General features: G+C 67.9%; 13 protein-coding genes and 1 tRNA gene. 4 read left to right on the top strand and 10 right to left on the bottom strand.

The features are described from left to right. Nucleotides 1-150 precede the first annotated feature (150 nt). The 4 genes from ABH933_RS03350 to ABH933_RS03335 all read left to right on the top strand — a co-directional run bounded on the left by ABH933_RS03350 (nucleotide 151) and on the right by ABH933_RS03335 (nucleotide 2,281). A tRNA-Leu gene (locus tag ABH933_RS03350) sits at nucleotides 151-237 on the top strand. 165 nt (nucleotides 238-402) lie between these two features. Then, a complete protein-coding gene (locus ABH933_RS03345) occupies nucleotides 403-915 on the top strand; it encodes a phenylacetaldoxime dehydratase family protein (protein ID WP_429415051.1) in 513 nt (170 codons plus the stop codon). Nucleotides 916-1,065: 150 nt separating this feature from the next. Beyond that, entirely contained in the window at nucleotides 1,066-1,713 is a 648-nt protein-coding gene (locus ABH933_RS03340; RefSeq protein WP_429415048.1) for a low molecular weight phosphatase family protein, read from the top strand. A gap of 193 nt (nucleotides 1,714-1,906) precedes the next feature. Continuing rightward, nucleotides 1,907-2,281: a hypothetical protein gene (locus tag ABH933_RS03335; protein WP_429415045.1), complete on the top strand. Its 375-nt coding sequence runs from the start codon at nucleotides 1,907-1,909 to the stop codon at nucleotides 2,279-2,281. Nucleotides 2,282-2,404: 123 nt separating this feature from the next. Here the strand turns inward: ABH933_RS03335 and ABH933_RS03330 are convergent, their stop codons facing one another. The 10 genes from ABH933_RS03330 to ABH933_RS03285 all read right to left on the bottom strand — a co-directional run bounded on the left by ABH933_RS03330 (nucleotide 2,405) and on the right by ABH933_RS03285 (nucleotide 12,560). Beyond that, nucleotides 2,405-3,319, bottom strand: coding sequence for an acyl-CoA thioesterase (locus tag ABH933_RS03330; RefSeq protein ID WP_429415042.1), 915 nt, complete (start codon nucleotides 3,317-3,319; stop codon nucleotides 2,405-2,407). Nucleotide 3,320: 1 nt separating this feature from the next. Beyond that, a complete protein-coding gene (pyk, locus tag ABH933_RS03325; protein WP_429415040.1) occupies nucleotides 3,321-4,742 on the bottom strand; it encodes a pyruvate kinase in 1,422 nt (473 codons plus the stop codon). Nucleotides 4,743-4,823: 81 nt separating this feature from the next. Next, nucleotides 4,824-5,492, bottom strand: a complete 669-nt coding sequence (locus tag ABH933_RS03320) for an amino acid ABC transporter permease (RefSeq protein ID WP_215919229.1) — start codon at nucleotides 5,490-5,492, stop codon at nucleotides 4,824-4,826. Nucleotides 5,493-5,507: 15 nt separating this feature from the next. Further along, nucleotides 5,508-6,266, bottom strand: a complete 759-nt coding sequence (locus ABH933_RS03315; RefSeq protein ID WP_429415036.1) for a transporter substrate-binding domain-containing protein — start codon at nucleotides 6,264-6,266, stop codon at nucleotides 5,508-5,510. A gap of 121 nt (nucleotides 6,267-6,387) precedes the next feature. Then, nucleotides 6,388-6,879, bottom strand: a complete 492-nt coding sequence (locus ABH933_RS03310; RefSeq protein WP_429415033.1) for a TM2 domain-containing protein — start codon at nucleotides 6,877-6,879, stop codon at nucleotides 6,388-6,390. Between the two features lie 240 nt (nucleotides 6,880-7,119). Continuing rightward, nucleotides 7,120-8,301, bottom strand: coding sequence for a prolipoprotein diacylglyceryl transferase (gene lgt / locus ABH933_RS03305; protein WP_429415031.1), 1,182 nt, complete (start codon nucleotides 8,299-8,301; stop codon nucleotides 7,120-7,122). 73 nt (nucleotides 8,302-8,374) lie between these two features. Further along, nucleotides 8,375-9,166: a tryptophan synthase subunit alpha gene (trpA, locus tag ABH933_RS03300; protein WP_429415028.1), complete on the bottom strand. Its 792-nt coding sequence runs from the start codon at nucleotides 9,164-9,166 to the stop codon at nucleotides 8,375-8,377. Between the two features lie 290 nt (nucleotides 9,167-9,456). Further along, entirely contained in the window at nucleotides 9,457-10,719 is a 1,263-nt protein-coding gene (trpB, locus tag ABH933_RS03295; RefSeq protein WP_429415025.1) for a tryptophan synthase subunit beta, read from the bottom strand. After that, complete coding sequence (gene trpC / locus ABH933_RS03290; RefSeq protein WP_429415022.1) at nucleotides 10,716-11,540, bottom strand: indole-3-glycerol phosphate synthase TrpC; 825 nt, start codon at nucleotides 11,538-11,540, stop codon at nucleotides 10,716-10,718. Before trpC ends, trpB begins: the two co-directional genes overlap by 4 nt. A 213-nt stretch (nucleotides 11,541-11,753) precedes the next feature. Then, entirely contained in the window at nucleotides 11,754-12,560 is an 807-nt protein-coding gene (locus ABH933_RS03285; RefSeq protein WP_429415756.1) for a Trp biosynthesis-associated membrane protein, read from the bottom strand. Between the last annotated feature and the right edge of the window lie 10 nt (nucleotides 12,561-12,570).

Raw genomic sequence — 12,570 nt, 5'->3', positions numbered from 1 at the left:
GCCGCCGCCCTCGACGGACCGCCACGCATCCGAGTGCCCTAAAGAGTACCGTTCAACTACGCCCAGAACCCACCTACCCAGGGCGAACCGGGCAGCGTCACACCGATTGGGTGACCGGCCCTCTTACCCGCTATCATTTGCACCCGGTGCGCCGACTTGGCGGAACAGGCAGACGCGGCGGTCTCAAAAACCGTTGTCCTAACGGACGTGTGGGTTCGAGTCCCACAGTCGGCACCAAGAATCTTCACGAAATCTTCACGAGGCGAAGTGAACCGCCACGTGTTCTCGCTCGTAACCCCGGTAGCGGACCACCATGATCATCGCCGATCGAACCGTTCGGTGACGGGGTGCATAGATCCGCGTAGTGTGAAAACACGACCCCGGCTCGAATGGAGGTCGCCCGTGCGAGTTCAACGGCTCACCGCCGATCTGTCCGACTATCCGGACCTGGTCGTCATCTACCTCGGCATGCGGGTGCGGAAGCCGCGCGGCATACTCCGGCTACTCGGGCTCGGGCCCAAGCTCATCCGCTCGCATCGCGATCGCCCCGACGGGCTGCTGCTGCACGAGGACATCATCTGGTCGCTGATTCCGCCGCACTGGGGCGCGCGGCAGTACTGGCGCGATCTGGACAGCCTCGAACGCTGGACCCGCTCCGATCCGCACCGGGAATGGTGGCAGCAGTTCCTGCGCGATTCCGGCGGTACCGGATTCTGGCACGAGGCGTATTTCCTGCGCGGCGGCATCGACACCATGTACGACGATATGACCACCCCGACCGGCCTGGCCCGGGTGGCGCCGACCGTCGCGATGCGCGGGCGGCTGTTCTCCACGCGCGGCCGGGTCGAACAGGAGGATCCGAAGATCGATCCGGTCGTCGGCGAAAATACCTATTACCCGGAAAGTTCCGGATAAAAACAATCGCCGGCGATCTTTACACTCGGCAACCGGCCGGAAAACACCGCGTGGGTGACCCGCGACCCGGACATGAACTTATGACCGTGCCGATAGATCTCGGTCACCGAGACCTTCTCCCCGGGTCCGTCGCCGCCTACCGTACGTGCCATGCACGTCCTGTTCGTCTGCAACGGCAACGTGTGCCGCTCGGTGATCGCCGAACGTCTCACGCACGCGCTGGCGGCCGAATACGGATTCGGCGAATTGACCGCCGAGAGCGCGGGCACGCGGGCCCTGGTCGGATTCGGTGTGGAACCACTTGCGGCACAGACGATCACGGGACTCGGTGCGGATGCGCGCAATTTCCGCGCACGACGGCTGAAGCCCGAGATGATCGCGAACGCCGACCTGATCCTGGCCATGGCCGAGCAGATCCGCGACGAAGTCGCCGACCTGGTGCCCGAGGCCGCCGCCCGCACCTTCACCCTGCTGCAGGCGTATCGCATCGCGAAGGTCACCGGTGCGCGCACCGTCGCCGGCATCGATGCCGCCCGCAACGATCTCACGATGGTGGGCCGGGAGAACATCGCCGATCCGGTGGGGCTGCCCGCGGCGAAATACTGCGAGACCGGCGACCGCATCGCCGAGGCCCTGGTTCCGCTGCTGCTGGCGCTGCACCCGCACGCCGGCCGGTCCACGGCCCCGACTGAGCGCCCGCGGCTGGTGGTATTGCCAGGTGGACGCGCGCAGGGTCCGGCGCCGCGGCCCGGTCCGGCGCCGTCGCCGAATTCCGCTCGAATCGGCCGTCACGCCTGACAAATTCGGCGGGTGTGTACGCCGCATAGAGGGGGTATACGGAAGTGTCCTCCCCATTTACGCCGGAGAGCGACTACACTCCCCGGCGAATGGAACCGTGCTTTCCCCGTATCGCACCGCCGCCAAAGGTTCGACACAAGAACAGGACTCAGACATGCCGAAACGAATTTCGGATGTTTCACTCCATGTTTATGTGACACCCGAAACGCTCGAACGCGTCGTAACGGACGTGCGCGAGGTGGTGGACGACCACGTGGCAGACCGCGATCTGTTCGCGTGGCGCTTCACGCTACCGGTCGATCCCGATCAGCCGGACCATCTGGTGCTCGAAAACCAATGGCACCTGGACCATCCGGGCGCCGCCGCCGGCGAGCGCCGCACCTACGAGATCGCACTGAGCCTGGTCGGCGACGCGAAACTGCTCACCGAGGCGAACCTGGCCCAGCTGGAACGCCGGCTGATGCTGCGCATTTCTACCGAGGACGCGGTGCCCTACGAGATCCACACCCTGCATCGCGAGAGCTTCGACCTCGAAGAGAACCGCCCGCCCGCCTCCCCGCGACTTTAGCGTGCCGCTGCTTGCGACGAGACTTGCTCATCGGGCCGACGGTTGACGGCCTACTAACGGTGGGCCCGTCCCCGGTGAGTTACCCATGTCCTTACGAAATCACTTGTCCCGCTGCGACAAAGATCATTTGCTTCGAGCGGGGAAGTGGCGGATGACGCCCTCCTGGACGACCGTGGCCAGCAATTCCCCTGCGCGCGAATAGAAGTGCCCCATCGCCAGGCCGCGCTGCCCCGCGGCGACCGGCGACTGGGTCGCATACAGCGCCCACTCGTCGAACCGGAACGGGCGGTGGAACCAGATCGAATGGTTCACCGTCGCCGCGACGATGCGGTCGAGCCCCCACGACAGCCCGTGCGTGGTGATGATCGAGTCCAGCACCGTGGTGTCCGATGAATATCCCAGCGTCGCAACGTGAACCAGCGGATCGTCGGGCAGCGTGCCATCGGCCCTCATCCACACCCGGTTGTGGTTGAGGGTCTCCCCGGTTCCCTTGAGGATCCACGCCGGGTCGTTGGTATAGCGCATATCGATCGGGTGCGGCGCATTCACGAACATCTGCAGCCGGTCCTCGAGTCCCTCGAAGGACTCCTCGACCCGCGGCAGCCCGTCCGGATCGGGGACCTGCGGCCGCGGGGCGGCATGCTCGAGCCCCTTGCCGGAGTCCTGGAAGGACGCCAGCATGACGAACAGCTCCTGATCGTCCTGATAGGCCGTGACGGTCCGATTGGCGAAGGCACGCCCGTCCCGGTGGCGTTCCACCCGATACTCGATCGGCTTCTTCACATCACCACCGCGCACGAAATGCGCGTTGACTGCGTGCACCGGGCGCTCCGGTTTCGCCGGATCGGTGGACACCGTACGCCCGGCGGCCATGATCGCCTGAGCGACAAGTTGCCCGCCGAAGGTGCGGCTCCACACCTTCTCCGGGTGCTGGCCCAGGAAGGTGTCCTCGCCGGTCTGCTCCAGATCGAGGAGCCGGAGCAGCACCTCCAGATCGCCGTGTTCCGTCGACACCGATTCGCCCAGTGACGAACTCAACTCAGTGGTCCTCCTCGCCGATCCTGTGTACGTGAATGAGGTTGGTCGAGCCGATGGTGCCAGGTGGGGAACCGGCCACGATGACGACCAGATCGCCCTTGGCATACCGGTTCAGAGACAGCAGTTCCTTGTCCACCTGACCGATCATCTCATCCGTGGTGCGCACCGTCGGCACGATGAAGGTCTCCACGCCCCAGCTCAGCGCGAGCTGGCTGCGCACCTCCGGCAGCGGGGTGAACGCCAGCAGCGGCAGCGGGGTGTGCAGGCGGGCCAGGCGGCGCACCGTATCGCCGGACTGGGTGAACGCCACCAGCGCCTTCGCGTTGAGCCGCTCGCCGATATCGCGCGCGGCGTAGGAGATGACACCGCGCTTGGTCCGCGGCACGTGCGTCAACGGCGGTACGCGCGTGGAGGTTTCGGACTCCACGGCGTGCACGATGCGGGCCATGGTCTGCACCGTCTCGATCGGGTACTCACCGACCGAGGTCTCGCCCGAGAGCATCACCGCGTCGGCGCCGTCGAGCACCGCGTTGGCGACATCGGAGGCCTCGGCGCGGGTGGGCCGGGAGTTGGTGATCATCGACTCCAGCATCTGGGTCGCCACGATCACCGGCTTGGCATTCTCCCGCGCCATCTGGATGGCGCGCTTCTGCGCCAGCGGCACCTGCTCGAGCGGGAGCTCCACGCCCAGATCGCCGCGCGCCACCATGACCGCGTCGAAGGCCAGCACGATCGCCTCGAGGTTGTCGATGGCCTCGGGCTTCTCCAGCTTGGCCACCACCGGCACCCGGCGTCCGACCCGGTCCATCACGTCGTGCACGAGCTCCACGTCCGCCGGGGACCGCACGAACGACAGCGCGATGAAGTCCACGCCCAGTTCCAGGGCGAATTCCAGGTCCTCGATGTCCTTGTCGGACAGCGCGGGCACCGACACGTCCATGCCGGGCAGCGAGACGCCCTTGTTGTTCGAGACCGGGCCGCCCTCGGTCACCTTGCAGACCACGTCGTTGCCCTCGACGCGCAGCACGGTCAGGCCGACCTTGCCGTCGTCGACGAGCAGCCGGTCACCGGCCTTGGCGTCCTTGGCCAGCTCCTTGTAGGTGGTGGAGACGCGGTCGTGGGTGCCCTCCACGTCGTCGACGGTGATGGTCACCTCCTCCCCCGTCGCCCACACGGTCTTGCCGTCGATGAACCGGCCCAGCCGGATCTTGGGTCCCTGCAGGTCCGCCAGGATGGCCACGGAACGACTGGCTTGGTCGGCGGCCTTGCGAACCTTCTGATAGTTGGCAGCATGATCGGCGTGTTCGCCGTGGCTGAAATTCAGCCGGGCCACGTCCATGCCGCTGTCGACAAGTTCGCGGATCCGGCTCTCCGAGGCCGTTGCCGGCCCGAGGGTGCACACAATTTTTGTCCGTCGCATCACGGCTCGAGCCTAGCCCTGCCGCGAAGGCTTCGCTTACCGGGCATACCCTTCGCTATCAATAGGTCCGACCTATGATCTGCGTCATCGCGCGACGTGCCTCGCCAGCCGGGTTTCCAGGCGGGTTTGCGCAAATCCGAGCACCAAACAAATTACCCAGTAGTAAATGGCCGCCACGCCGTAGAGCGCAAAGAAATCGAACGTCGGCGCGGCCGCCAACTGGGCCACCCGCAACAGTTCGGTTACCAGGATCGTGGACGCCAGCGAGGTGTCCTTCACCAGCGAAATGAGCGTATTCGACAGCGGCGGCACCGCGATCCGCGCGGCCTGCGGCAGGATGATCGAGCGCAGCGTCTGTGAATACGACAGGCCCAGCGCCTCCGCTGCCTCCCACTGCCCCTGCTGCACGGACAGAATCGCCGCGCGCACCACCTCGGCCGCATAACCGCCGACATTAAGACTGAAGGCGATCACCGCGGCCGGGAACGGGTTGATCACGATGTTCAGCTCGGGCAGCGCGTAGAACACGATGAACAGCTGCACCAGCAGCGGAGTGCCGCGGATGATCGAGATGTAGAACCGGGCCACCGCGGCCACCGGCCACACCTTCGACATCCGCGCCAGCGCCACGAACAGCGCGATGACCAGGCCGATGCAGAAGCTGATCGCCGTCAGGGGCAACGTCTTGGTGACCGTCGCGGTGAGCATCGGCTCGAGGTTGTGGCGGATCAGCTCCCAGGTGGAGGAGTCCATGGATCGATTACCGGCCTATTTGCTGACGTCGGTGCCGAAGTACTTCTTCGAGATCGTGGCCAGGGTGCCGTCCGCGCGCAACTGGTCCAGCGCGGTGTTGATCTGGCCGACGAGCTTGCCCTCGTCCTTGCGGGCGGCGAAGGCCTGCTTGCTGGTGTCACCAGTCTGGCCCGCGACCCGCACCGAGGTGTCGCCGGTCTGCTTGATGTACTGACCGACCGCGAGGCTGTCGTTCACCATGGCGTCCACGCGGCCCTGCTTGAGCAACTGCACCTCCTGCACGAAGCCCTCCACTGCCTCGATCTTGCAGCCCGCGTCCGAGGCCACCTTGCTCCAGTTGCTGGTGGAGGACTGGGCGCAGGTCTTGCCGCGCAGATCGGACAGGTTGTTGATCGAGTGGTCGTCCGCGCGGGTCAGGATTTCGCCCTCGGAGGTGGTGTACGGCTGGGACAGCGCGTACTTGGCCTGCCGGTCCGGATTGATCGTCACCTGGTTGGCGATCAGGTCGAACCGCTTGGACTCGAGGCCCGCGAAGATCGAGTCCCAGGGGGTCTGGGTGAATTCGACCTTCTTGCCGAGCTTGTTCCCCACCGCCTGCGCAACCTCGATGTCGTAGCCGGTGAGCTTGCCGTCGCTCCCCTGGTAGCTGAACGGGGAATACGTGCCCTCGGTACCGACCTTCAGAGTGTTCGAGTCACTGCTGGTGCCACAGGCGGCGGTGAGGCCGGTGACGGCGGCGATGGCGAACACGGCGGCGAACAGCTTGCGGCGCAATGGGGTACCTCTCCAGCGGTCCGGGACGTACGGTCCCGGACACGACATACAGAACCGGAACAGCCTACGACATGCAGGCACGCGATCAGAGCACTGCGCTCGAGTTGCGCGAAACTCCCGCTCAGCTTTCCTGCAGCGGGCGGCCGAACGGGTCACGCACATTGCCGGTGAAGATCATGATCGCGTCGATCAGCGGCCAGATGCCGCCCAGCCCGCAGGTGAAGATGGTGACCAGCAGCTGGGCCACGGCGATGCCGTTGTACCCGAGGTAGAACCGCCCGGCGCCGAATCCACCGAGGAACAGCTCCAGCAGCCCCGCGGTCAGCTTCGACTTGTCCGAATACGGCTCACCGGCCATGTTGCGGCCGAAGGGGGCCTGCAGGTCGACGTTGGGCTGGCCGTACATCGGCGGGGTCGCGCCGTTGTACGGGTTGCCCTGGGTGTAGATCTGCTGGTTGTAGGGATCGGACTGGCCGTAGGGATTCGGCTGCTGCCCGAAGCCGTCCTGCGGCTGGCCGTAGGCTCCCTGTCCACCCATACCGGGGCCGGTGCCCGGCGCGCCGTACTGCGGTCCGTACCCGGGCTGCTGCTGGTAGGGGTCGGTCACTGACATGTTCCTTTCGTTCCCCCGGTCACCGTGCGACCGGACTCCCCGTCCCGCCGCCCCAGTTGGGCGGCCCGAACGTCGGTTCTCTTTCTACTCGGCGGATTTCGCCGCCGCATCCCCAGGCCCCCACGAGTTGCTGATCTGTAATCGCCTGCGGCACTGCATTCATTGCGGGACGCCCCGCAGAATGTGCCACAGCCGGACCCGAGATGTCGAGTCCGGCTGTGCCGCAGTTGATTTCGTATTCTACTTCGAGGACTTGCCGGGGCTGACCGAGTGGTCGGTCGCGTCGGTCTCCTCGGTTGCGGATTCGGCATCGGGCGCCGATTCCGGCTGCCCCGGCGTGGATTCGGGGCCGGGCCCTGCCTCCTCGTCCGCCGATTCCGGCTCCTCGGCCTCGGCTACCGCTTCGCTCTCCTCCGATTCGCCCGCATCCGTCCCGGCCTCCTCGGCGTTGCCCTGCGCCGATTTCGCGCCGTGAGTGCGCAGCGCGGACAGCTGCCACGGCCAGGGGCGGTCACCACCGGGCTGCAGAGCCTGCGCGGCCTCGCGCCCCTTCGTGGCGAGCAGGAAATAGGCGATGGCGCAGACGAATACGATCGTCGAGGTGAACGAGTTGATCCGGACGCCGAAGATGTGGGTGGCGTCGTCGTCGCGCAGCAGCTCCACCCAGAATCGGCCGAAGGTGTAGACCGCGACGTACAGCGCGAACAGCCGCCCGTGCCCGATGCGGAACCGCCGATCGATCCAGAGCAGCACCGCTACACCCAGCAGATTCCACAGCAGCTCGTACAGGAACGTGGGCTGCACGACCCGCTGCACGACGCCGGTGGACACACCGTTCATCATGTCCAGCTGCCCGTTGTGATCGAAGCGCAGGTAGACCTCGAGGCCCCACGGCTTGGTGGTGTCGCGGCCGTACAGTTCCTGGTTGAAGTAGTTGCCCAGCCGGCCGATGGCCTGCGCCAGCAGAATTCCGGGGGCAATCGCATCGCCGAAGGCGGGCAACGGAATTCGGTACACCCGGCAGCCGATCCAGGCGCCGATGCCGCCGAGCAGCACCGCGCCCCAGATACCCAGGCCGCCGTCCCAGACCTTCAGCGCGTCCCACGGATTCTTGCCCGGATCGAAATACCGGTACCAGTCGGTGGCCACGTGGTAGAGCCGCCCACCGACGAGCCCGAACGGCACCGCGAACATCGCCACGTCCAGCACCGCACCCGGTTTGCCGCCCCGCTGCTCCCACCGCCGCTCCCCCAGCCAAATCGCGACGACGATGCCGATGATGATGCAGACCGCGTACGCCCGCAGCGGCAGCGGTCCCAGGTACCACACGCCCCGCGGTGGGCTGGGTATATACGCCAGCACGGCACTGTGCGCGGCGGCGGAGTTCGAGACGACACTGTCGGCCAGGACTTGGAAGGTCACGCGCCCACCGTAACGGAGTCCCGTGACATCGCAAGAATCGGCGCCGCCAACCCCGGCTGACGCGGGCGGGACCCTAGGACGCCACCGTCGCCGATCGCACGCCCACGGCGAGGTCGGCGGTGAGGGCACGGACCGCGTCCAGGCCCTCACCGGCGGCGGTCACCAGCGCCGAGCCGACGATGACGCCGTCGGCGAAGGCCGCGGTCTCCGCGGCCTGGGCGCGGTCGCGGATGCCGAGGCCGACGCCGATCGGAATGTCGGAGTGGGTGCGGATGCGCGCACACAGGGCGGGAGCCGCCGAGGAGACCGCGTCGCGAGCGCCGGTCACGCCCATCGTGGAGGAGGCGTAGACGAAGCCGCTGCTGGCCTCGATCGTCATGGCCAGGCGCTCCTCGGTGGAGGAGGGCGCGACCAGGAAGATGCGGTCCAGGTCGTGCTCACGGGAGGCGGCCAGCCACTCGTCGGCCTCCTCCGGGATCAGGTTCGGGGTGATCATGCCCAGGCCGCCCGCGGCGGCCAGATCGCGCGAGAAGCTGTCGACACCGTACTTCAGCACCGGGTTCCAGTACGTCATCACGACGGCCTTACCGCCGGCCTTGGTGATCGCCTCGACGACCGTGAACACGTCGCGCACCCGTACCCCGCCGCGCAGCGCCTGCTCGGCGGCGGCCTGGATGGTGGGGCCGTCCATCACCGGATCGGAATAGGCGACGCCGACTTCGATGATGTCGCAACCGGATTCGACCATCGCGGTGCACGCCGCGATGGATCCGGCCAGATCCGGAAAGCCGGCCGGTAGGTAGCCGACGAGCGCGGCCCGGTGCTCGGCGCGGCACGCCGCGAACGTACTGGCCAGGCGGCTCATTTGTCAGTCTCCTCGTCGAACAGGCCGAACCACTTCGCCGCAGCGCTCTCCAATGTCACTGTCATGTCCTTGTCGCCGCGACCGGACACCGCGCTCATCGGACGCCCTCCTCGTCGAACAGGCCGAACCACTTCGCCGCAGCGCTCTCCAATGTCACTGTCATGTCCTTGTCGCCGCGACCGAACACCGCGCTCATCGGACGCCCTCCTCGTCGAACAGGCCGAACCACTTCGCCGCAGCGCTCTCCAATGTCACTGTCATGTCCTTGTCGCCGCCACCGGACACCGCGCTCATCGGACGCCCTCCTCGTCGAACAGGCCGAACCACTTCGCCGCAGTGTCCATGTCCTTGTCGCCGCGACCGGACAGGTTCACCAGAATGATTGCGTCCTTGCCCATTTCGCGGCCCAGCTGCAGCGCCCCCGCCACCGCGTGCGCGGACTCGATGGCCGGGATGATGCCCTCGGTGCGCGAGAGCAGCAGCAGCGCGTCCATCGCCTCGGCGTCGGTGACCGGACGGTACTCCGCGCGGCCGATGTCCTTGAGGTAGGCGTGCTCGGGGCCGACGCCCGGATAGTCCAGACCCGCCGAGATCGAATGCGACTCGATGGTCTGGCCATCTTCGTCCTGCAGCAGATACGAGTACGCGCCCTGGAACGCGCCTGGCGTGCCGCCGGTGAAAGTCGCCGCATGCCTTCCGGTTTCGACGCCGTCGCCCGCCGCCTCGAAGCCCAGCAGCCGCACGCCGGGATCGTCGATGAAGGCGTGGAAGATGCCGATCGCATTGGATCCGCCGCCGACGCAGGCGGTCACCGCATCGGGCAGCCGACCGGCCCGCTCGAGCAGCTGAGCGCGCGCCTCGATGCCGATCACGCGCTGGAAATCGCGCACGAGCAGCGGAAACGGATGCGGGCCCGCCGCGGTGCCGAAGGCGTAGTACGTGTCGTCGGCGTTGGTGACCCAATCCCGCAGCGCCTCGTTGATGGCGTCCTTGAGGGTCTGCGAGCCGCTGGTCACGGAGATCACCTGGGCACCGAGCAGGCGCATCCGGGCGACGTTGAGCTGCTGGCGCACCATGTCGACCGCGCCCATGTAGACCACGCAGTCCAGGCCGAGCAGGGCGCACGCGGTCGCGGTGGCGACCCCGTGCTGGCCGGCGCCGGTCTCCGCGATGACCCGGGTCTTGCCCATCCGCTTGGCGAGCAGCGCCTGGCCGAGGACATTGTTGATCTTGTGAGAGCCGGTGTGGTTCAGGTCTTCCCGCTTCAGGAAGATCCGGGCGCCGCCCGCGTGCTCCGAGAGCCGTCTGCATTCGAAGACCGGCGACGGGCGGCCGGTGTAGTCGCGCTGCAGCCGATCCAGCTCGGCCAGGAAGTCCGGGTCGACCCGGCATTTGTCGTATTCGGCCGTGACATCCTCGATCACCGCCATCAGCGCCTCGGGCACGTGCCGCCCGCCGTAGACGCCGAAGTGGCCGCCCGCATCGGGCTCGTGGCTGCGCTGGGTCACCCCCGCGCTCGCCGGTGGCAGCGGGGGCTGGGTGGTCTGGGTCATCGTGCGGCTCCCCGGCGCAGCGGGCGCGGGCAGGACGGGTGGGTGCCGGCCGTGGCCAGCTCCGAGACCGCCGCGCGCGGATCGCGACTGATCACCAGGCTCTCGCCGACCAGCACGGCATCCGCACCCGCTCCGGCGTAGGCAAGCAGATCGGCGGTGCCGCTGATCCCGGATTCGGCGACCCGGATGACCTCGGTGGGCAGCCCGGGCGCGATGCGCGCGAAGACGTCGCGATCCACCTCGAGGGTCCGGAGGTTGCGGGCGTTCACGCCGATGACCGAGGCGCCCGCCTCGAGGGCGCGATCGGCCTCCTCCTCGGTGTGCACCTCGACCAGCGCGGTCATGCCGAGCGATTCGGTGCGGTCGATGAGCGAGGCCAGCACGTCCTGCTCCAGGGCGGCCACGATCAACAGAATCACGTCCGCGCCGTGGGCGCGCGCCTCGTGGATCTGGTACGGGCCGACGACGAAATCCTTGCGCAGGATCGGCAGATCGACGACCGCGCGCACGGCGTCCAGATCATCGAGCGAACCGTGGAAGCGGCGCTGTTCGGTGAGCACGCTGATGATCCGCGCGCCACCGTCCTGGTACGCCTTCGCCAGGCTGGCCGGATCCGGGATGTCGGCCAGCTCGCCCTTGGAGGGGCTGGCGCGCTTCACCTCGGCGATGACTCCGACGCCGTCCTGATGCAGCGCAGCGAGCGCGTTGCGTGGGGAGGGGGCCGCCGCGGCGGCCTTCTTGACGGCCTGGAAATCCAGGTGGGCTTCCCGTGCGGCCACATCCGCGCGGACCCCGTCGAGAATCGAGTCGAGTACCGTCATCTGGCTCGAATCCTTTCTGGGGAGACGGACTTCATACCTGAGAATCCCCCCAGGCGCTGTCTCACCGGTGCGGTTAAAGAGTAAATGGCCACGTTCACACCGCCGACGCCGGGGTGTTCCTCGTCGCACCCCGAGCTCCGCCCCCGCATACCGCCGCGCTGCGGCCCCGGGCGCCACCGCGGACCGAGACCCCGTCGCGGGTGCGGGTACGCCTCACCGGTCACGTCCGGCCTCGTCGTCGGTGGGATCCGCGCCCGCGTCGAGGGCATCCCACAGCACCCGCTCGGACAGCGGCTGCGCGGGTGCGGAGTCGGGCTGGGGCGCAGCGGATTCCGCGGCGGACGTACCCGGCGCGGCGGCGGCGCCGGTCGTTGCCCCGCCGTGTTCGGCGGATGCCGCAGCGCCCTCGCCGGGCGACGAATCGGTCGCGGCGGCGCGCCGGCGCGCCACCTGTTCGGCCGCGGCCGCCCGCCGGAACACCGGATTGTCGTACTTTCCCGACATTCGCGCGGTGCTCTCGGGCATCCGGGCCAGCAGCACGCCCGCCGCGAAGGCGATGATCGCGCCGAGCACGCTGAGCGTGGCCGGGAACGCATAGACGCGCACCAGGTCCACGTGCGCCCGAGCGGGCAGGTCGACCAGGGTCGCCGCGCGCGAGCCGACCGCGCCGTGGTGGGTCAGCAGCGCGACCCCGGGTACGGCGGCCACCGCGGCCACCACCGCGACGACCACGCCGACCAGGCGGCGCAGCCAGCCCCGGGTGGCGAACACGGCCGCGACCGCGGCCAGCAGCACCAGCGCCAGCGGGGTGAGCGCGCCGAACCACACGCCGCCGTCGAGGCGGTTGGTGCGCGGGGTGGTGAGCCCGTCGGAGGACACGATGGTCACCCACGTCATCCGGGAGGCGATCCACAGCGCGGCCGCGGCCAGCACCAGCAGCACCACGGGACCGACCGGCCGGCGACGCTTGGCCGCCCCGTCCGGATTCTCGTGCGCCCTATCGGGTTCCACTGCGTTCATCATTCGGCAT

Origin of the sequence: Nocardia sp. GP40, from assembly GCF_050434125.1 — a bacterium.
Classification (GTDB): Bacteria; Actinomycetota; Actinomycetes; order Mycobacteriales; family Mycobacteriaceae; genus Nocardia; species Nocardia albiluteola.
The sequence above is the reverse complement of the archived record's forward strand: the minus strand, read 5'-3'. Positions and strand labels throughout refer to the sequence as shown.

Coding starts and splice junctions, on each gene's coding strand:
- trpB (WP_429415025.1), bottom strand. CDS start 10,719: ATGACCCAGACCACCCAGCCCCCGCTGCCACCGGCGAGCGCGGGGGTG.
- trpC (WP_429415022.1), bottom strand. CDS start 11,540: ATGACGGTACTCGACTCGATTCTCGACGGGGTCCGCGCGGATGTGGCC.
- trpA (WP_429415028.1), bottom strand. CDS start 9,166: ATGAGCCGCCTGGCCAGTACGTTCGCGGCGTGCCGCGCCGAGCACCGG.
- ABH933_RS03285 (WP_429415756.1), bottom strand. CDS start 12,560: ATGAACGCAGTGGAACCCGATAGGGCGCACGAGAATCCGGACGGGGCG.
- ABH933_RS03320 (WP_215919229.1), bottom strand. CDS start 5,492: ATGGACTCCTCCACCTGGGAGCTGATCCGCCACAACCTCGAGCCGATG.
- ABH933_RS03340 (WP_429415048.1), top strand. CDS start 1,066: ATGCACGTCCTGTTCGTCTGCAACGGCAACGTGTGCCGCTCGGTGATC.
- ABH933_RS03310 (WP_429415033.1), bottom strand. CDS start 6,879: ATGTCAGTGACCGACCCCTACCAGCAGCAGCCCGGGTACGGACCGCAG.